The sequence below is a fragment of the Thalassolituus sp. UBA2009 genome, from assembly GCF_002335285.1.
In the GTDB taxonomy this organism is placed as follows: domain Bacteria; phylum Pseudomonadota; class Gammaproteobacteria; order Pseudomonadales; family Oceanobacteraceae; genus Venatoribacter; species Venatoribacter alkanivorans.
Window position 1 is genome coordinate 18795 of the sequence record NZ_DDCJ01000064.1, and the last position, 19905, is coordinate 38699.

Below are 19905 nucleotides of genomic sequence, written 5' to 3' on the forward strand. Positions count from 1 at the left end.
TTTATCGATCTTCTTCATCCGCAGCTGCGTCAGGGGCATCCGGCCGCATCGTGTCAGGGGTTTGGTTAAATAAACTCGGAACATCCTGAGTCCGTTGAACGGCAATAGCGTCAGCGTCATCGCCGTACTTTTCGCCATCAGTTTGTGTATGTTCTGTTGCTTCGCGCACGCCAGTATCTTCGTCCACGCTCTCTTCTGCAGCCTGCTCAGGCTCTCCGGAATCAGGCTCTTCGGTGTCAGACTCTGCCGCTGCTGATTCTGCAGCCGCCTGCTCTTCTTCAACGGCTTTCTGTTCCAGCCGCTGCAGCAGATCGCCAATGCTGCGCTTCTTCGGTTCGCCGTCATTATCCGCTTCGTCGCCGTCGTCGTCATCCCGTGCGAACAGATTACTTTCTACCCGTGCGACAATGTCAGCCGCTTTTGCCAGATCTTCTTCGGTGGCAGCCAGTACATCAGCGCCGCGCTGGGCCACTTCTTCGTCACTGCGGAATTCAAAATCTTTCGCCGGTTCTTTGCGTGCTTCGGCATCATCGCCCAGCTCCAGCTTACGGTTGGCGTCATCCAGCTCGCGGATTTCGCCCAGACTGGGCAGGTCTTCGAGACTTTTTAAACCAAAGTAATCAAGAAACTCGCGCGTGGTGGCGTACATCGACGGCCGCCCCGGCACATCACGATAGCCTACAACCCGCACCCATTCACGCTCCAGCAGGGTTTTCATAATGCTGGAGCTGACCACCACGCCACGCACATCTTCGATGTCGCCACGGGTAATGGGCTGGCGATAGGCAATCAACGCCAGGGTTTCCAGCAATGCGCGCGAATAACGCTGTGGCCGTTCATCCCACAGACGTGCCACCCAAGGCGCAACTTCAGTGCGTACCTGCAAACGATAGCCTGAAGCCACTTCGACCAGTTCAATACCGCGCCCGAGCAGATCCTGCTTCAGTTCAGTCAATGCGGCTTTCAATTCAGACGGTAACGGAATACGGTCTTCATCAAACAGACTTTGCATACGCTCCAGCGATAACGGGCCGCCAGCCGCCATCAGCGCTGCTTCGAGAATGTTTTTTAACGGCGGTTGCGTCATTGCGGCTCTCCGTCCTGCTGATACGAGGGCGCCCCTGCGGCGCTGTGCTCCCGGGCACGTAAATGAATCGGGCCGAAAGTATCCTGCTGCACAATGTCGATCAAGGATTCTTTCACCAGCTCAAGAATCGCCAGAAAGGTCACTACCACACCCAGCTTGCCTTCACTCGGATCAAACAAGGCGCGGAACGACATAAAGTGCCCGCTCTGCAACCGTGCCAATACATCGCTCATCCGCTCACGGGTGGACAGCTGCTCACGCTGAATTTCGTGATGCTCAAAACGCTCAGCCCGGCGCAATACTGCGGCAAAGGCCAGCATCAGTTCACGCATTTCCACTTCCGGATGCACCCGCTCCTGAATGCGGTCGGGCGCATCCACTTCCGGCAGGAAGATATCGCGTTCCAGCCGTGGCAATTCGTCAAGGTTTTCTGCAGCCGTTTTAAAGCGTTCATATTCCTGCAAACGGCGCAGCAGTTCCGCCCGCGGATCGTCTTCTTCCTCGTCACTGCCATCTTCGCGGTTACGTGGCAACAGCACTCGGCTTTTAATTTCCGCCAGCATCGCCGCCATCACCAGATATTCACCCGCCAGCTCCAGCTGCATGGCCTGCATCATGTCGATGTATTCGATGTACTGGTCAACAATCTCAGAGACATTCACTTCGAGAATGTCGAGGTTCTGCTTGCGGATCAGATACAGCAGTAAATCCAGCGGCCCTTCGAACTGCTCAAGGATGACTTCCAGCGCATCCGGCGGAATATACAGATCCAGTGGCAGCTGGGTCATCGGCTGCCCCTGCACCAGAGCAAACGGCATTTCCTGCTGGCCGGTCTTTACCCGTATGCTGGCTTTCGCCAGGTCGGGCAGCGGCGCGCCAGTCACATCTGCGGCCGGTTCTGAGGAATGTCCGGTGACGTCCTGTGTGCTCATCGATAACCCAGCCCCATTACTTCACGCACATCGCTCATAGTACTGCGTACGGCATCCCGCGCACGCTCGCTGCCTTCGGCCAGAATACGCGCCAGCAGTTCCGGGTTTTCCTCAAACTGCTGTGCACGCTCACGGATCGGAGCCTGTTCCGCAATAATGGCATCGGTCACCGGCTGTTTGCATTCAAGACAACCCCAGGCTGCGCTGCGGCAGTTGGTTTGCACCCGCTCGCAGGTCGCCTCATCGGAATACACCGTGTGGAAATGCCATACCGGACATTTTTCCGGATCTCCGGCATCACTCAGGCGGATGCGCGCTGGGTCGGTCTGCATGGTACGGATTTTTTTCGCCACGTCGTCGGGCTCGGCCCGCAGCGGGATCATATTGCTGTACGACTTGGACATTTTCTGACCATCAAGGCCCGGCATGCGCGCTTCACTGGTCAGCAGCGCCCGCGGTTCGGCCAGAATGCTTTTACCAATACCTTCGAGGTAACCCAACAGCCGCTCTTTATCGGCCAGTGTCAGATTGCTTTGTTCTTTCACCAGCGCCTGCGCCGTTTGCAGGGCTTCAACATCACCATGGCTGATATAAGCGCTGCGCATCTGCTGATACAGCGCGGAGGCTTTTTTACCCAGCTTTTTCACCGCAGCCACAGCGTTGGCTTCAAAGCCCGGTTCACGGCCATAAAGATGATTAAAGCGGCGGGCAATTTCACGCGCGATTTCAATATGCGCTTCCTGATCACCACCGACCGGCACCAGACCGGCGCGGTAAGCCAGAATATCGGCACTCTGCAGCAGCGGATAACCGAGAAAACCGTAGGTGCTGAGATTTTTGTCCTGCAGCTTTTCCTGCTGGTCTTTGTAGCCGGGCACCCGTTCCAGCCAGGACGTTGGCGTAATCATCGACAACAGCAGATGCAGTTCCGCCAGCTCCGGCACCTGACTCTGTACGAACAGGGTGGCCGAACCGGGATTCACACCGGCAGCCAGCCAGTCGATCAGCAGATTACGGCTTGAGCGGCGGATACCGGCGGCGGTTTCGTAATCGGTGCTCAGCGCATGCCAGTCAGCAATAAAAAAGAAGCACTCAAACTCATGCTGCAGTTTTACCCAGTTTTTCAGCACACCATGATAATGCCCAAGATGTAACTGACCGGTCGGGCGCATGCCCGATACCACCCGCCTCTGCGGATCGACGCTGCTCACAGGGAATGCCTCTCAGTGCTGTCGTTCACAGATATCAGGCCAGCTTAAAGATGCCAACGGCTTCACGTACCCGCTCCAGCAGCGGCTGGCTGATGGCACGGGCTTTGGCAGCACCTTTCTGCAGTTCGGCTTCGATATCGGCCGGACGTGCCAGCAGATCGTTGTAGCGTTCACGCGCTTCGCCGATTTCAGCGTTGATCAGGGCAAACAGTTGCTTCTTGGCATCGCCCCAGCCAATACCTTCAGCAAATGCCTGACGCATTTCAGCAGTCTGCTCTGGTGTGGCAAATGCCTGCCAGATCTGGAATACGGTAGAGGAATCCGGATCTTTTGGCTCACCCGGTTCCAGCAGGTTGGTTTTGATTTTGTTGATGTGCTTCTGCAGCTGTTTCTCGGTTAAAAACAGCGGAATGGTGTTGCCGTAGCTCTTACTCATTTTACGGCCGTCCAGCCCCTGCAGTACCGACACCTGATCATCAACCTGATAATCCGGCAGACTCAGTAACGGCTCTTTTTTGCAGTAAATATGGTTAAAACGGCCGGCGATATCGCGCGCCATCTCAACGTGCTGAATCTGATCTTTACCGACCGGTACTTTGTTGGCGTTAAACATCAGAATATCGGCGGCCATTAATACCGGGTAGCTGAACAGACCCATGGTGATGGCTTTGTCGGCGTCTTCGTTTTCGGCCAGATTGGCATCCACTGCAGCTTTATAAGCATGGGCGCGGTTCATCAGGCCTTTGGCGCAGACACAGTTCAGAATCCAGCTCAGTTCCGGAATTTCACGGATATCGGACTGGCGATAGAACACAGAATTATCGGTATCCAGACCCAGAGCCAGCCAGGTGGCGGCAATTTCCATGGTCGACTGGTGCACAGCCGCCGGGTCCTGACACTTGATCAGGGCATGATAATCGGCGAGGAAATAAAACGTATCGTTAGCCTGATCCTGGCTGGCGGCAATGGCCGGACGGATAGCGCCAACATAGTTACCCAGATGCGGGGTGCCTGTGGTTGTAATACCGGTTAATACACGCTGCTTGCTCATACTGCCCTGCTTGGTGAAATTCTGAATCTGAAAACGCGCCATCATACCGGTTTTAGCGGCGCGTTTCAGTCTCCTTAAACACGAATAGCAGTGGGTCAGAGGCGCAGGTCAGAGAAAATCGCTGGCGTCACCGACGCCCTGACGCAGCACGACCGGTATTTCATCGGTCATATCGATCACGGTGGTGGCTTCAAAGCCACAGTGACCGCCATCAATCACCAGCTCCAGCTCATGTTCCAGCGACTGACGGATATCGTAAGGATCAGACAACGGCAGTTCGTCGCCAGGCATAATCAGCGAGGTGGTCATCAGCGGTTCGTTCATTTCTTCCAGCAGTGCCATGGCAATCGGGTTATTGGGTACACGGATGCCGATGGTGCGCTTTTTCGGATGCATCAAAAGGCGCGGCACTTCGCGTGTGGCCTCAAGAATAAAGGTAAAAGCACCGGGCGTGTGCGCCTTGAGCATGCGGTATTTGGTGTTATCCACCTTGGCAAACAGTGACAACTCGGACAGGTCGCGGCACAGCAGGGTGAAATTATGCTTCGGCGGCAATTGCCGTAAACGCTGTACCCGGTCGGTGGTTTTTTTATCGCCGATACGACAGGCCAGCGCATAGGCACAATCGGTCGGAATCACAGCCAGGCCGCCACTACGGATAATTTCTGCGGCCTGCTTGATCAGCCGCGCCTGAGGATTATCAGGGTGAATCTGGAAAAATTGGCTCACTAAAGCTCCTTAACCCACGCACAACGGCATTCGCTATGTCAGGGAATTATGCTGTGCCCGATCAGGCCCAGCTCTGCCATACAGGGGTAACATCCGCCGGAAAGGCCGGCATCACGCCCAGATCAAGTCCGAAGCGGTTCGGACCATGGAAATCGCTGCCGCAGGAACCCAGCAACTCAAATTCACGCGCCAACACCGCCATCTGACCGCGCTGGTTGTTATCCATCTGACCATATGCCACTTCCAGACCACGACCACCGGCCTCGACAAAGTCGGCCAGACAGGCACGCAGCTTGGTGCGGGTCATATTATAAAGATGCGCGTGGGCCATTACCGGGATACCACCGGCCGCAATAATCCACTGCACCACGGTGGCCATTTCCGGCCAGCTGGCTTTGACATCACCGGGTTTACCGGCACCGAGGTATTTATTAAAGGCAACGGCCATTGACGGCACCAGCCCTTTATCAATCAGATACTGGGCAAAATGCGGACGCCCCACCGATTCTCCACCGGCATAGGCCTGCACTTCCTGCAGATTAATATCGTGTTTAAGACGTTTGCCGACCCGTTCGGCAATCAGCTGGGAACGACTGCTGCGCGCTTCGGTCTGAGACTGCTCAGCGGCACGCATAGCCGCCGACTCAGGATCAAAATTAAGGCCAACAATATGAATCGTGACACCGCCCCAGATACAGGACAGCTCAATACCGGGAATCAGCCGCACGCCCAGTTCCTGCGCTGCAGCCTGCCCCTGACGATAGCCTTCGGCGGTATCGTGATCGGTGATCGCCAGGGTTTTTACGCCGCGCTCCGCCGCCCGCGCAACCAGTTCAGCCGCCGGTAATTTGCCGTCGGAAGCGGTGCTGTGGCAATGAAGATCGATTTCTGAGTTCACGTGGACGCTCACTCCTGGTTACGCCATAATCGCCCCATTGTAATGACACTGAAGCCACTAAGCGAATGAAGTTACTTCTCGACTACCTGCCCATCGTCCTTTTCTTTCTGGTTTATAAGTGGGCTCCCGAGCTGACCGGGCAATTGGCGCCTTATCTGTCTGACGAATACATCACCCTGTTTAATGAAATGCCGATGCTGCTGGCCACCGCCGTTTTAATTCCGGCCACGATTCTGCAGGTTCTTTATATCCGCGCCACCACCGGTAAGGTGGAAAATATGCACCTGGTCACCCTCGCCTTAGTCGTCATTCTTGGCGGTGCGACCCTGTTGCTGCGCGATCAGGCCTTTATTATGTGGAAGCCGACCATCGTTAACTGGCTGTTTGCTGCAGCCTTCCTCGGCAGTCAGTGGTTTATGAAAAAATCCCTGCTGCAGCGCATGATGGAACAGGCCGTTACCCTGCCTGCCGATATCTGGGCGCGACTGAATTACGCCTGGGTGGCTTTTTTTGTCTTAAGTGGTATCGCCAATTTATACGTCGCCTACACCTTCTCTGAAGATATCTGGGTTGACTTCAAACTCTTCGGTTTGCTGGGGCTGACCGTCCTGTTTATTATCGGTCAGTCGCTGTTTTTATACCGCTACATGAATAAAGAGGAGCAGTAAGCATGTGGTACGCCATTATCAGTCAGGATGTGCCTGACAGTCTGGAAAAACGCCTGTCAGTACGCCCGGCTCACCTGCAGCGCCTGCAGGATTTAACCGCCGCCGGCCGTCTGCTGATTGCTGGCCCGCACCCCGCCATCGACAGCGAAGATCCTGGCAGTGCCGGCTTCACTGGCAGCTTGGTAGTGGCCGAGTTTGCGTCTCTTGCAGATGCTCAGGCCTGGGCCGATGCCGATCCTTATGTCAGCGCTGGTGTTTACCAGCAGGTAACGGTTAAACCGTTCCGTAAAGTCCTTCCCTGAACGGAAAAAATAAAAAGGTATATGCTGTGAAAAAATTTCTGATTGCCCTCTCCCTGCTGGCCACTGCTGCCACGGCTGCTGCCGTTGAAAAACGCTACGTTACCGACACTCTGTGGCTGCAACTGCGCTCCGGCCCCAGCCAGGAATTCCGCATTCTGAAAGCGTTACCAAGCGGTGAACATCTGATATTTATCGAAGAAGATGCAGAAACCGGTTACACCAAAGTACAGACCGACAAAGGGGTTGAAGGTTACGTACTGACCCGTTTTCTGGAAATGGAACCCATTGCCAAAGAAAAATTAATCCTGGCCAACCGTGAACTGGAAAAAGTAAAAGCTGAACTGGAAACCACAAAAACCCAGCGCGCTGAATTCCAGAGCGAAGTTGAGAAGCTGAAAAGCGACCGTTCCGGCCTTGGCCGTGAGAACAGCGATCTGGAAAAAGAACTGGAACGCATTAAAAGTATCTCAGCCAATGCCCTGGCACTGGATGAAAAATCGAAAAAACTGACCATGCGCAATCAGGAGCTGGAAATTCAGGTAGAAGCCCTGACCGCGGAAAATGCCCAGCTGCAGGATAACCGTCAGCAGACCTTTATTCTGTACGGCGGTGGTCTGGTCATTATCGGTATTCTGGCTGGTCTGATTCTGCCGTCTATCCGTGGCAAACGCAGCAGCGGCTGGTCATAAAAATCACCGTCATAAAAGAGGGAGCACTTTGCTCCCTTTTTTATTGTTTTCCGTTTTATTGCTGTCTGGGCGTTTAATCTCCAACACTATCCAGATCGCAATGCCCCAGCGACGCCTCCGGGGCAATGCAGTCGCGCAGCAGGCGCTTCAATTCGGCAATTTCCGGGAAACCGCCCTGCTCTTTACGGTCCCACAGGCACTGATCATTTGCCCAGACCTGAAATTGCCCGGAGTCGCCAACCACCAGTTCGATGGCTGCAAGCTTGCCGTGAAAGGTCGAAAACAGTTCCTGCGCATACCAGCCAGAACGCAAAGCCCATTTACAGCCTTCACAAAATACAATTCTTACTTTAGCTTTAGCCACAAGCCTGACCCTATATGAACCATTTAACGAATTCCGGTACTAAACCGGATACTTTTCTTGCGGAGATCATTAATGCAACGTCTGATAAAAACAACCCTGCAAAGTGCTGCCCTGAGCCTGTCGGTGCTGCTCGCACCTCTGAGTCTGCAGGCCGAAGAAAGCGCCGATAATGTTCATGTTCTGATGAAAACCAGCGCCGGCGATATCGAGCTGGAACTGGACCGCAGCAAAGCACCGCTCAGCGTTGATAATTTTTTAACCTATGTTGAAAGCAAGCACTACGACGGCACCATTTTTCACCGCGTGATCCGTGACTTTATGATCCAGGGTGGCGGTTTCAGTGCCGATATGCGCCAGAAAGCCACACTGCCACCGATTAAAAATGAAGCAGAAAACGGCCTGAAAAATACCCGCGGCAGTATCGCCATGGCACGTACCAGCGTTATCGACAGTGCCACCAGCCAGTTTTTTATCAACGTAAAAGACAACAGTTTCCTCGATCACGGTGCGCGGGATTTCGGTTATGCCGTGTTCGGTAAAGTCGTGAAAGGCATGGATGTGGTCGACAACATCGCCACCAGCCCAACCGGCGCCCGCGATATTCCGCGCGAGAGCATCCTGATTGAATCGGTCAGCGTGATCAGCGACGACAATAAAGCGGAAGCGGCAGAAGCTCAGTAAGGCCTGATTAAAGCAGCCACCAGAGCAGTGCCGGAATCGTGATGAATGAGAGCAGTGTCGACATCACCACCATTCCGGCCACCGCTTCCGGAGCACGCTGATAGCGCTCCGCAAATAAATAATTGAACACCGCAACCGGCATGGATGCCTGCAACAGCACAACACCTTTTTCCGTTCCGGAAAGATCCAGCATACTCACTACCAGCAACCCCACTGCCAGACCACCAAATATCCGTAACAGGCTGTAAAGCAGGGCCTGACGCCACTGCCGGACCTGCAAACGCTGCAACGAAACGCCCAGGGTAATCAGCATTAACGGAATCGTCATACCACCGATTAAACGCACCGAATTCTGCACCGCAGCCGGTAACGTCCAATCCGCCCATAACAACAGCAATGCAATCACAATGGCATATAAAATTGGCATTTTAGCCAGCCCGGCAAGACCACCGGCCTGACGTCCGCCTGCCAGCAAAATCCCGGCCGGAAAATGCGCAACAGACAGCACCATAAAAAATGCCAGCGCCAGTGCCAGTCCCTCCTGCCCGAATGCCAGCAGGCATACCGGCAACCCCATATTACCGACATTAGGAAAGACAAAAGATGGCAGATAAGCGCGTACATCATCACCCAGAAGGCGCGTAACCAGGATGCCCAGAGCCGCCATCAACGCGGCCACCAGCACACAGGCCAGCGCGGTGCGCTGAAAAGCCACAATATCGATTTCAACAGAGCCCAGTACCGACAGCATCAGACAGGGCGCTGCAACATTCAGCACCAGGCGGGAAATAAATTCCGGATCAAACGCATAGCCCTGGCGCGCCCAGAAAAAGCCGATGGCGGCACAGGCCAGCACAGGCGCCATAATGGCGAAAATTTCGGTTATCATGGGCGGATAATACGTGAGCGCTGTGCTTTTTGTCTGCAGTGTACTGACGGTAAAATAGCGGCGTTTATACTCACCCATTCTGAGAATATCTGTGTCTTCCATCTCTTCCGACCAGCCGGCCAACCATCAGCCGGCGCCTGACACTCCCAGCAACAATCAGGCCCCCTCTGCACCCGACCTGCTGTGGAATGACGACGGCCTGCCGGTTTCCCGTGAATTTGATGATCCGTATTTTTCCGTGGATAACGGTCTGGAAGAAAGCCGCTATGTTTTTTTACAGCACAACGGTTTGCCACAGCGCTGGTCTGGCTGGCAGGGCGATTTCAGCATTGTCGAAACCGGATTCGGCACCGGACTGAATTTCCTGATGACCTGGGAAAGCTGGCGCCAGAGCAACAAACACGACAGCGCCTGGCTGCATTTCACCAGCATTGAAAAATTCCCGCTGACGCTCAGCCAACTGCAACAGGCACTGGCATTGTGGCCGCAACTCAGTGAACTGAGCGCCCAGCTGTTTGCCCAGTATCCGTTGCCGGTTGCCGGTTTCCATCGTCTGGTCTGGCCGGAAGAACGTATATCCCTGACGCTGATTTTTGCCGATGTTGAAGAAGCTCTGCCGCAATTAAGCGGCCCGGTGCATGCCTGGTATCTGGATGGCTTTGCCCCCTCAAAAAATCCACAAATGTGGTCAGAAGAATTATTCAGCGGTATGCGCCGCTTAAGCCAGCGCCAGCCAGATCAATATCAGGGAGAACAGCCCGCCACGGTCGCCACCTTCACCTCGGCAGGCATTGTCCGCCGTGGCCTGCTGGGTGCAGGCTTTAACGTGAAACGGGTGCCCGGCTATGGCCGTAAACGCGAGATGCTGGCCGGCAGCTTTAACCGCCGCCAGGGGCCGGAGCTGGCGCCCTGCTTTCTGCACAAACCCTGGTTGCTGCAACAGAACACACAAGCCGATGACGCAGAGGTTGTGGTTATCGGCGCCGGACTGGCCGGAGCCACCACCGCCAGAGCCCTGGCCGAGCGTGGTCTGAAGGTACAGGTGATTGATGCGGCAGGCATTGCCCAGCAGGCCTCCGGCAACCCTCAGGGCGGACTCTATGTAAAACTCGCGGCCGGCGACAACGCCATTCATACCGATTTTTATCTGGCCGCCTTTCAGTATGCTCTGCCCTATATGCGCCGCTATTTAGGCGCCGCTGACGCGGATAACCCCTACTGGTCACAATGTGGCGTGCTGCAGCTGGCTTACGATGATAAAGAGGCCCAGCGCCAGCTGAAATTCAGCCAGACCCGCAGCCTGCCCGAGGCTCTGGTACAGCCGCTGGACCAGACCCAGGCGGGAAAAATTGCCGGAGCCCCGCAACAGAGCGGCGGTCTGTTTTTCCCACAGGCAGGCTGGGTCAGCCCGGCAGATTTATGCCGGATTCTGCTGCAACACACGAATATCCGCTTCAGACAACGTCAGGTCAGCGCGCTGCAAAAAATCCCACAGGGCTGGCAGATTCAGTGCAGCGACGGCACCATCCTGCAAAGCAGCCAACTGGTACTGGCCTGCGCCAATGCGGCCACAAACCTTCTGCCTGAGGCGTATCTGCCACTGAAGCGCATCCGCGGCCAGCTCAGTTATTTAAACCCAGCACAGACTCCTGCACTGAATACCGTACTCTGCGGCCGCAGCTATATGGCACCAGCACGTAATGGCCGGCTGTGTCTGGGAGCAACCTATAACCTGCGGGATGATGACACTCAGCTGCGTGACAGTGACCATCAGACCAACCTTGATCACCTGCCGGATTTCGGCCCGCAATGGCAGGATCTGAATAAGCAGCAGGGAATGAAGCTGATTCTCGGCGGCCGGGTTGGCTTCCGCTGCACCACTCCCGATTATTTGCCCATGGTCGGAGCGGTGCCAGAGAGCCGCGGGTTTGTGCATCGCTTCAGCGGGCTGGTGCGTAACGCCAAACGCATTCCGGCCAAAGCAGCACCGCAGTATCCGGGGCTATGGCTGAATATCGGTCATGGTTCACGTGGGCTGGCTTCGGCTCCGCTCTGTGCCGAGCTGCTGGTACAACAGATGCTGGGGGCTCCGCTGCCTGTGGCACTGGATGTGGCCGAAGCCTTATGGCCGGGACGGTTTTTACTGCGGGATATGGTGCGGCGCAAATTGCCGCCGGAACTGGCTCAGGGCTGAGCCGGAAAGATCAGACAACGCGCTTGATGCGCTTACGCCGCTCGGCTTCCAGTTTGGCCTGTTCAGCATCTTCGCGGATCTGGCGCATAGCGGCGGCCAGCTCAGCACAGCAGCGGCGGACTTCAGCCAACTGGGCTTTCATCTCATCAATCTCGCCAATCGCCGTGCGCAGGCGTCGTTTCAGTTGTTGCTGTTTAAGGTCGTCCATAGTCACCACCAGACCAGCCATGACTGCGTAATACGCGGGTCATTTCAATGTGGCAGGTCTGTTGGACGGGGTCAAACAAAAGCATGGCACTGCCATCAGCTAACTGGGCTTTAACCTGAGCTTTTTTATCTTCCAGGCTGACGTCGTAATCGCCGTAATCTGTGCCTTCACGGCAGACAAAGTCTTCCAGAATGCCGTCCAGCGCCTCAGCACTCAGCTGTTGGTAAGGAATTGCCAGAACGCCTTCCTGCGGTGCATCTTCACCGTAAGGAGCCTCTTCGCTATCAGAAGTACGGGCGTAGTTGTGATCATCGGGCGGGAGGGAATCAGATGGCAAAACCTGCCTCCCTCTCCCACTCACAGCTCATGCGCAGATCGGCATCTGAAGGCACATGGCCCTGGTCGGCGTTCCAGTTAAAAGTGTGCTTACCGGACAGCTCGGTTTCCAGATGCACGGTTGCCGACACCCAGTACATGCTTTTCAGCAAAGCCTCGAACTGACGCAGCCACTGTTCCCACTCATACTCCACCGCTTTATAGGAAGCGGCAAAGTGAATCAGCTGAGTGTGGTAAGTGCCACTGAACACATCATCACCGGGCATGGAGAACATTTCCCGGCACAACAGTGACCAGTCATCATCAACACCTAAGGGCAATGACTGAATGGCACTCCAGTTGGCGCGACGGTGAAGACGGGCACTGAACTCATCGGTAGCCGGTATATGGCGGATCACGCCGTAGACGATGGATTCCTGATCGAATTGTGACACGCAAAATCCTTACAACTGAATGCTGCGGCCATCATAGCGGAATTATGGAAAAACAAAAACGGCGCCGAAGCGCCGTTTTTGTGAGCCAGTAATCAGGGCTGATTACTTAGTCAGCACATCAATGATGCGTTGTTTAACATAACGCCCCGGAGCATCTTCGATAATACCGAGCTTACCGCTTCCAGGCTCACGTGCGTCGGTCTGCTCAGAGCCGCCCTGAGCGGTTGCCCACTGCTGCCAGTCAAGCCACCACGAACCTTCATGCTGCTCTGCATTGCGGTACCACTCTTCCGGATCCTGAGGCAGAGCTTCATTCGTCCAGTAGCCATATTTATTGGCTGAAGGAGGATTAACAACCCCGGCGATATGGCCTGAGCCACCCAGCACAAAGCGGTTTTTACCACCCATCAGCAGCGGACCTTTATAGGTTCCCTGCCACAGAGCAATATGATCCTGAGCGGTAGAAAGGAAATAGGTCGGAATGCTGATCGCACTCAGATCGATTTTCTCGCCATCCAGTTCCAGTGCATTTTTCTGCACCAGTTTATTTTCCAGGTACATATTACGCAGGTAGAAAGAATGCATCGCCGCCGGCAGGTTGGTACTGTCGGTATTCCAGTACAACAGATCAAAGGCCGCCGGGCGCTCACCTTTCAGATAGTTGTTAATAAAGAACGACCAGAACAGATCATTTTCCCGCAGAGTATTAAAACTGAAAGCCATTTGCCGGCCGTCGTAATACCCGAGTAAATTCATCTGTTTTTCCAGCGCCGCAATCGCCGTCTCGTTAATAAAGACGCCAATCTCTCCCGGCTGGGAAAAATCAGTCAGGGTCGCCAGGAAGGTTGCAGACTTGATCGGCTCCTGTTTCTTTTTCTTCAGGTAAGCCAGCGTGGCTGCCAGCAAAGTACCGCCCAGACAATAACCGATGGCGTTAACTTCTTTCTCACCGGTAGCCTGCTCAATGGCGTCCAGTGCCGCGATCGGGCCTTCGAGCATATAGTTGTCGAACCCTTTATCACGCAGCGACGGCCCCGGATTAATCCAGGAAATACAGAACACCGTATGCCCCTGATCAACCAGCCATTTCAGGTACGAATTACTCTCGCGCAGATCAAGAATATAATACTTGTTAATAAATGGCGGAATAACCAGCAGCGGACGCTTATACGTTTTTTCCGTTGTTGGTGTGTACTGGATCAGTTGAATCAGGTCATTCTGATACACCACTTTGCCAGGAGTGGTCGCCAGATTGCGGCCAACCTGAAACGCACTGGTGTCAGTCATGGCAACGTTCAGCGCCCCTTTTACACTGGCCTCCAGATCTTCACCCAGCTGTTCCATACCGGCATAAAGATTGGCGCCACCACTTTCCAGTGTTTTACGGATGACCTCAGGGTTCAGTGCGGCAAAATTGGTGGGCGCCAGGGCATTGACGTACTGGCGAACAAAATACTCAACTTTCTGGTGCGCATGCTCGCTCAGTCCGTCGGTATCTTTGACCATCTGCATCAGGGTATTGCCCTGCAACAGATAGAGTTGTTTGATGTAATCGAACAGCGGATTCTCGCTCCACTGTGCATCTTTGAAGCGCTTATCGCTTTTATCCGGTGTGACTACCGGATCAGCGTCTTTCCCTAAAAAGCGCAAAGCTGTGTGCTGATACAGTTCCTGCTGTTTTTTCAGCAGATCCATCTGGTAACTCATCAGCTTGCCCGGGTTCTCCAGCATGTGTTCGCCCAACTCACGGAAGGCTTCGCTGAAATCGGTCAGCACAGATGCTGCCGGGTCATCAGCCGTGGTTGGCTGGTTAACCGCCTTTTCCAGCAGACGTCCGTACTGCTCGGCTGCCCGGCTGGCCATATCATAAAAATCACTAACGGCTGTTTCTATGCTTTCCATTGGCATATTCATGTATCACCTGCATTCAGAAACGATTGAGCAAAAAAGGCCACCCGAAGGTGGCCTCTGACATCAGACGAGATCAGGCAGCTGATTTAGGTTTAGCAGCAGCTGGCTTAGCGGTGGTGGTGGTAGCCGCTGCAGTTGAGCGGGCTTCTTCCATGATGGATTCGATCTGAGTTTTGAATTCCATCGCCATGTCAGAAAATGCCTTGGCATCTTCCATCACTTTTTTGTTCAGTGCCGAAGCAGTTTCCGCCTGGTTAGCAGTAAAAGAACGCATGCTTTCTGCATCTTTCACTTCAGCAGCTTTTTTCATCTGCTCCAGACCCAGGTCTGCATACGATTTGATGGCGTTCAGTTGGAACTCCGTCATTTTTTCCATGTTGTCGACAAACAGACTGTTAAATTTTGCCATGGGTGCGTACATGGTTTTAGCCTGCTCTGCGAATGCATTAAGAATATTCTCTTGCATAGTCTTGCTCCTTCAAAAGTCTAATAGCAGTTGGGGTGAATCCATACTAGGGCATTTTATCTTACACTTAAATGACAGCGGCGCATTCAACGATAAATTTCTTGATTAATATCAGCCTTTATCATGATCGATTTTTAAAGCACTTAACAATGAGGCCAAAGGCTGGCGCCAATTGCCCTAGAGCATTCACTTTAAATTCTAACTGTTCTCTTTATCAGAAGAAGATGCACCCGACATCATGCTCAGCATCATTTTCTGAAACTGTCCCATTGCATTCATGCCTTCGTTAAACATTGGCTGATACAAACTCATGGCATCGTAGCCGTCTTCGCCGGATTTCATTTTTTCCAGCATGCTGGCAAAAAGTTCTTTCTGGAACTCCTGTACATCCGGCAGTCCCATTACCCGTCGAAATTCTTCCGGCGTAAGATCAAAAGTGACATTAATTTTCATTGTTTATTCCCTGTCGTTCTATGATTTATTTTTATAGCGTACTGTTAAAAAATATTGCCGTCAGCATTCCTTCTCATCAAGTCCTTTCCAGGCGACAAAAGCCCCCAGTAACGCTGCCAGTGTAGCCAGAAAAAAGACCTGACTGCCACCCAAAGACAACCACAGGCTGCCGCTTAACCAGGCGCCAAGCGCACCGCCGATGCCAAAGCCGACACTGGAATACATCGCCTGTGCCCGCCCCTGCAGTGGTCGCGGAAATAAATGCTGAATATAACGCATGGAAACAGCATGCATAGCCGCGAAGCTGAACGCATGTCCCAGCTGTGCCAGCAACAGCCAGCCCCAGAAATCCACCAGACTGCCAATCAGTGTCCAGCGTACCGCTGTAATTAATAAACTTAATACGCACCAGGTCCGCCAACTGAAAAAGCTGACCAATCGGTGAAATTTCCAGAATAAAAAAACTTCGGCAATAACCCCAAGCGACCACAGCAAACCGATCTCTGCTGGTTTATATCCATGATTTTCAAGGTAAATACTGAAAAATGTGTAATAAGGTCCATGACTGATCTGCAGCAGAATATTCATCAGAATAAACACCTGCACCGGACGTGATTTTAATAAATTTAAAAATTGTCCTGACGGCGCCGGCTGCGGATGCCCTTCGGCAGGTTCCGGCAAGGTCAGACTGTTAATACCGATCAGCGCCATCAGGCTCAGCATCAGCAGCGGCAACCAGCCAACGGAAATCCACTCGAATAAATAACCTGCGCCCAAAACCACCAGCACAAAACCGATAGAGCCCCACATACGGATACGGCCATAGATATCAGCCTGTGTGCCACAGTGCTGTAATGTCATGGCTTCGTACTGTGGCAGCATGGCAGCCCAGAAAAAACCGTACAGAATCATCACCGCCGCCATGCTGACAAAGCTGTCAGCCCACCAGATCAGCGAGAAGCACAGCATGGTCAGCATCCCGGCCCAGCGCACCATCTGCATTGGCGTACGGAAATAACGGCTCCAGTAAGCCCAGAGGTTCGGCGCCAGAATACGTACCAGCCCGAAGCAGGCCATCAGCTGACCGATCTGCTCCGGATTAAAACTGCGGTTCTGCAGAAATAACCCCCAATAAGGAGCGATACAACCCAACAGGGCGAAATACAGGGCGTAAAAGAAAGAGAGCCGTTTAAACGGCAAAGCGGAAGACATCATGGCGTTGAACGCTCAGCCTCATGCCTGAAGTGCGGTTATACAAAAAAGGGCCGGCAGAGCCGGCCCTTCATTTTACTGTTTTGCCTCAGCGGCAATCACCGGTGTTGTGCAGTGCACATCAGCATTCTGGCCACGATGACGCAGCAGATGATCACACAGCACCATCGCCATCATCGCTTCGGCAATCGGCGTGGCACGGATGCCCACACAAGGGTCGTGACGACCTTTGGTGATCACTTCAATCGGGCTGCCATCAGAATCAATGGAACGGCCCGGAATGATCAGGCTGGAGGTCGGCTTCAGCGCGATATGAGCAATGATGTCCTGACCGGTGGAGATACCACCCAGCACACCACCGGCATGGTTGCTTAAGAAACCTTCCGGCGTCATTTCATCACGGTGCTCGGTGCCTTTCTGCTCAACACAGGCAAAGCCATCGCCAATTTCAACGCCTTTTACCGCATTGATGCTCATCAGCGCATGGGCCAGCTCGGCATCCAGACGATCAAAAATCGGCTCACCCAGGCCCGGGAACAGACCGGTCGCCACCACAGATATTTTCGCACCAACAGAATTACCTTCTTTACGCAGCGCGTTCATGTAGGTTTCCATTTCGGCCACTTTAGAGGCATCCGGGCTGAAGAACGGGTTCTGCTCCACCTGATCCCAATCGAACTGTTCGATTTTGATCGGCCCCAGCTGGCTTAAGTAACCACGCACCTGAATGCCTTTCGCTGCCAGCACTTTCTTGGCAATAGCACCCGCCGCCACACGCATTGCGGTTTCGCGGGCTGACGAACGGCCACCACCACGGTAATCACGGAAACCGTACTTCTGCGTGTAGGCGTAATCGGCATGGGCCGGACGGAAGGTCTTGGCGATGTCGGCGTAATCTTTCGAACGCTGGTCAGTGTTCTCGATCAGCAGGCCAATCGGTGTGCCCGTGGTTTTGCCTTCAAACACGCCGGACAGGATTTTCACCACATCGTCTTCACGACGCTGGGTGGTATAGCGTGAGGTGCCGGGCTTACGGCGATCAAGATCAAGCTGCAGATCGGCTTCACTCAGTTCAATACCCGGAGGGCAGCCATCAACGACAGCCACCAGCGCCAGGCCATGACTTTCACCGGCGGTGGTCACGGTGAAACTTTTGCCAAAGGTATTTCCGGACATAATCAGTCTCTTATTTCAGGGCCGGTCAGGCGGCCGTCTATTAATTCAATAAATCTAATTCAGTAGATCTAAGTCGCGCGCCTGCAGCACAAACACGCCGTGTCCGCCGTGTTCAAACTCCGGCCAGACAAAAGGTAACTGCGGATACGCCGCGGCCAGAGCCGGCCAGCTGTTACCGACTTCCACCACCAGCAAACCATCATCGGTCAGATACTGGCGGGCTTCTTTTAACATGATGCGCACCAGATCGAGGCCATCTTCCCCGGCTGCCAGCGCCAGTTCCGGCTCGTGGTGGTATTCCTCCGGCAGGCAGCTCATATCGTCAGCGTCGACATAGGGCGGATTGGACACAATCAGGTCGTATTTGCCGCTGGCGGCAGCAAACAGATCCGACTGCAGTGCCATCACCCTGTCTTCCAGCTGGTGACGCTGAATATTTTCATCGGCAACTTCCAGCGCCTCGAACGACAGATCGAGCAGCTCAACCTCGGCCTGCGGGAATTTTTTCGCCATAGCGATACCAATACAACCACTGCCGGTGCACAGATCCATAATACGCTGTGGCTGCGGCTGACCGTCCAGCGTATGGCCCTGCCACCAGGGCGCAAAGCCCTGATCAATCATCTGACCGATCGGCGAACGTGGAATAAGCACCCGCTCATCCACCACAAAAGGCAGATTGCAGAACCAGGCCACGCCGGTTAAATAAGGGGCCGGTACACGCTGTTCAATACGGGTAAGAATCAGCTCAATTGCCGCCTGACGCTCTGTCCGGGTCAGCTGAGCGTTGCGCCATTCGTTGGCCAGATTCCACGGCAGATGCAGGGCGTGGGTAACCAGTAACAAAGCTTCATCCCAGGGATTATCAGTGCCGTGACCATAGTAAATACCAGCCTCTGACATACGGCTGACCGACCAGCGGATCACGTCCTGCAGGGTGTTAAGTTCATCAACGGCACATTCGGCGTGATGCTGTAAATCCATAAAAGAAAAGCTCTGTGAGATGAATCGGGCAGAAAGTGCGCTAGTTTACCTATTTTGAAGGCTCAGGGCATCTTTCCGCCATGCGATTGCCTGTCTGCGCCAGAGCCTTCAGCCCATACGCTGGCCATACAGGCTGCTGTTACCGGCCTCGAACGCATCCAGCGCCTGATCAGCAATATGCCGTCCCAGCGCGATCATTTCTTCGGCGCGGTAAAACTCGTAGACCTCACAGCAGTTCAGCGGGATTTTGATCAGCAGATCCGGCGGGTAACCGGCGATTTTGTACTGAGTCAGCGATGCTGACATCACCTCAAACACCTGGTTCAGAATATCCAGTTTGCCGAGGCTGTCATTCGCTTCTTTGCGCGCATTGCTTTTGTTTTCAAACCACTGACTGGCCTTATCCACCAGCGTGTTGAACCAGTCCTGCTTTTCTTTGCGCTCGCTTTCCGGATCGTGAACCAGCTCCTGCGGTACCGGCACTTCAGCGTTCAGATCCACGGCAATAATAAAATCAGCATGGGCGGACACACAGGGTGTAATCGGCAGCGGATTCAGCACCGCGCCATCCACCAGCATACGGCCATTGTTCGCCACCGGGGTCAGCAGACTGGGAATAGCCGCCGATGCCCGCACCGCATCCTGCAACGAACCACGCTGAAACCAGATTTCTTTTTTATTGGTCAGATCGGTGGCAACCGCCGTAAAGGGAATCGGCAGGTCTTCAATGTTACGGCCGTTGAGCATTTCACTGATGATGTTAAACACCCGGTCGCCACGGATAACGCCACCGGATAACAGACTCAGATCCACCAGCTTCAGCACATCCAGATATTTCAGACCGCACACCCAGTTACGGTAAACATCCAGCTGACCGGCGCAATAAAAACCACCGACCACCGCCCCCATCGAACAACCGGACACCATTACGATGTCATAACCCCGCGCTTCCAGCGCATCAATCACACCGATATGGGTGTAACCACGGGCCGCACCACTGCCAAGTGCCAGCGCTACTGTTTTTTTCATG

23 protein-coding genes are annotated in these 19905 nt (G+C 54.0%); 5 read left to right on the plus strand and 18 right to left on the minus strand.

Annotated features, from left to right (window positions below; genetic code table 11):
- Position 1 precedes the first annotated feature (1 nt).
- The 6 genes from scpB to B3P58_RS07330 all read right to left on the minus strand — a co-directional run bounded on the left by scpB (position 2) and on the right by B3P58_RS07330 (position 5908).
- On the minus strand, positions 2-1087 hold the full coding sequence (gene scpB / locus B3P58_RS20720; RefSeq protein ID WP_328296350.1) for an SMC-Scp complex subunit ScpB: 1086 nt from the start codon (positions 1085-1087) through the stop codon (positions 2-4).
- A complete protein-coding gene (locus tag B3P58_RS07310; RefSeq protein ID WP_408033931.1) occupies positions 1084-2019 on the minus strand; it encodes a segregation and condensation protein A in 936 nt (311 codons plus the stop codon). Before B3P58_RS07310 ends, scpB begins: the two co-directional genes overlap by 4 nt.
- Positions 2016-3230, minus strand: a complete 1215-nt coding sequence (locus B3P58_RS07315; RefSeq protein ID WP_286716687.1) for a tryptophan--tRNA ligase — start codon at positions 3228-3230, stop codon at positions 2016-2018. The genes B3P58_RS07310 and B3P58_RS07315 overlap by 4 nt, the downstream gene beginning before the upstream one ends.
- 34 nt (positions 3231-3264) lie before the next feature.
- Complete coding sequence (gene trpS, locus B3P58_RS07320; RefSeq protein WP_230330849.1) at positions 3265-4281, minus strand: tryptophan--tRNA ligase; 1017 nt, start codon at positions 4279-4281, stop codon at positions 3265-3267.
- Positions 4282-4389: 108 nt separating this feature from the next.
- Positions 4390-5010 carry an L-threonylcarbamoyladenylate synthase gene (locus B3P58_RS07325; RefSeq protein ID WP_230330850.1) on the minus strand — a complete coding sequence of 207 codons (621 nt, stop codon included), beginning with the start codon at positions 5008-5010 and terminating at the stop codon, positions 4390-4392.
- Between the two features lie 61 nt (positions 5011-5071).
- Positions 5072-5908, minus strand: coding sequence for a PHP domain-containing protein (locus B3P58_RS07330; RefSeq protein ID WP_286716689.1), 837 nt, complete (start codon positions 5906-5908; stop codon positions 5072-5074).
- Between the two features lie 65 nt (positions 5909-5973).
- Here B3P58_RS07330 and B3P58_RS07335 point away from each other — a divergent pair, with 65 nt between their 5' ends.
- The 3 genes from B3P58_RS07335 to B3P58_RS07345 are packed head-to-tail and all read left to right on the plus strand — an operon-like array spanning position 5974 to position 7567.
- Complete coding sequence (locus tag B3P58_RS07335; RefSeq protein WP_145470193.1) at positions 5974-6576, plus strand: septation protein A; 603 nt, start codon at positions 5974-5976, stop codon at positions 6574-6576.
- 2 nt (positions 6577-6578) lie between these two features.
- A complete protein-coding gene (locus B3P58_RS07340; protein ID WP_145470192.1) occupies positions 6579-6878 on the plus strand; it encodes a YciI family protein in 300 nt (99 codons plus the stop codon).
- A gap of 26 nt (positions 6879-6904) precedes the next feature.
- The gene (locus B3P58_RS07345) at positions 6905-7567 is read left to right on the plus strand and encodes a TIGR04211 family SH3 domain-containing protein (RefSeq protein WP_186436000.1); all 663 of its coding nucleotides are present in this window, start codon (positions 6905-6907) and stop codon (positions 7565-7567) included.
- 73 nt (positions 7568-7640) lie between these two features.
- Here B3P58_RS07345 and B3P58_RS07350 read toward each other — a convergent pair whose 3' ends face one another.
- Positions 7641-7931 carry a SelT/SelW/SelH family protein gene (locus B3P58_RS07350; RefSeq protein WP_286716691.1) on the minus strand — a complete coding sequence of 97 codons (291 nt, stop codon included), beginning with the start codon at positions 7929-7931 and terminating at the stop codon, positions 7641-7643.
- Between the two features lie 72 nt (positions 7932-8003).
- Here B3P58_RS07350 and B3P58_RS07355 point away from each other — a divergent pair, with 72 nt between their 5' ends.
- Complete coding sequence (locus B3P58_RS07355; protein WP_286716693.1) at positions 8004-8612, plus strand: peptidylprolyl isomerase; 609 nt, start codon at positions 8004-8006, stop codon at positions 8610-8612.
- A gap of 7 nt (positions 8613-8619) precedes the next feature.
- Here the strand turns inward: B3P58_RS07355 and B3P58_RS07360 are convergent, their stop codons facing one another.
- Complete coding sequence (locus B3P58_RS07360; RefSeq protein ID WP_230330852.1) at positions 8620-9501, minus strand: AEC family transporter; 882 nt, start codon at positions 9499-9501, stop codon at positions 8620-8622.
- 91 nt (positions 9502-9592) lie between these two features.
- Here B3P58_RS07360 and mnmC point away from each other — a divergent pair, with 91 nt between their 5' ends.
- Positions 9593-11695, plus strand: coding sequence for a bifunctional tRNA (5-methylaminomethyl-2-thiouridine)(34)-methyltransferase MnmD/FAD-dependent 5-carboxymethylaminomethyl-2-thiouridine(34) oxidoreductase MnmC (gene mnmC, locus B3P58_RS07365; RefSeq protein WP_286716694.1), 2103 nt, complete (start codon positions 9593-9595; stop codon positions 11693-11695).
- Positions 11696-11705: 10 nt separating this feature from the next.
- Here the strand turns inward: mnmC and B3P58_RS07370 are convergent, their stop codons facing one another.
- From B3P58_RS07370 to B3P58_RS07415, 10 genes are all read right to left on the minus strand, one after another.
- Positions 11706-11903, minus strand: coding sequence for a hypothetical protein (locus B3P58_RS07370; RefSeq protein ID WP_145470181.1), 198 nt, complete (start codon positions 11901-11903; stop codon positions 11706-11708).
- Complete coding sequence (locus tag B3P58_RS07375) at positions 11890-12240, minus strand: YheU family protein (RefSeq protein WP_225690849.1); 351 nt, start codon at positions 12238-12240, stop codon at positions 11890-11892. The genes B3P58_RS07370 and B3P58_RS07375 overlap by 14 nt, the downstream gene beginning before the upstream one ends.
- Complete coding sequence (locus B3P58_RS07380) at positions 12230-12673, minus strand: hypothetical protein (protein ID WP_145470179.1); 444 nt, start codon at positions 12671-12673, stop codon at positions 12230-12232. Before B3P58_RS07380 ends, B3P58_RS07375 begins: the two co-directional genes overlap by 11 nt.
- Positions 12674-12775: 102 nt before the next feature.
- On the minus strand, positions 12776-14587 hold the full coding sequence (gene phaC, locus B3P58_RS07385) for a class I poly(R)-hydroxyalkanoic acid synthase (protein WP_225690850.1): 1812 nt from the start codon (positions 14585-14587) through the stop codon (positions 12776-12778).
- Between the two features lie 70 nt (positions 14588-14657).
- Positions 14658-15050: a phasin family protein gene (locus B3P58_RS07390; RefSeq protein WP_145470175.1), complete on the minus strand. Its 393-nt coding sequence runs from the start codon at positions 15048-15050 to the stop codon at positions 14658-14660.
- 198 nt (positions 15051-15248) lie between these two features.
- Positions 15249-15503, minus strand: a complete 255-nt coding sequence (locus B3P58_RS07395) for a DUF6489 family protein (RefSeq protein ID WP_145470173.1) — start codon at positions 15501-15503, stop codon at positions 15249-15251.
- Positions 15504-15563: 60 nt separating this feature from the next.
- Positions 15564-16718, minus strand: coding sequence for an MFS transporter (locus B3P58_RS07400; protein WP_225690851.1), 1155 nt, complete (start codon positions 16716-16718; stop codon positions 15564-15566).
- A gap of 72 nt (positions 16719-16790) precedes the next feature.
- Positions 16791-17891 carry a chorismate synthase gene (gene aroC / locus B3P58_RS07405; RefSeq protein ID WP_286716702.1) on the minus strand — a complete coding sequence of 367 codons (1101 nt, stop codon included), beginning with the start codon at positions 17889-17891 and terminating at the stop codon, positions 16791-16793.
- A gap of 54 nt (positions 17892-17945) precedes the next feature.
- On the minus strand, positions 17946-18875 hold the full coding sequence (gene prmB, locus B3P58_RS07410) for a 50S ribosomal protein L3 N(5)-glutamine methyltransferase (RefSeq protein WP_145470168.1): 930 nt from the start codon (positions 18873-18875) through the stop codon (positions 17946-17948).
- 108 nt (positions 18876-18983) lie between these two features.
- Positions 18984-19904, minus strand: a complete 921-nt coding sequence (locus tag B3P58_RS07415) for a patatin-like phospholipase family protein (protein ID WP_145470166.1) — start codon at positions 19902-19904, stop codon at positions 18984-18986.
- Position 19905 lies beyond the last annotated feature (1 nt).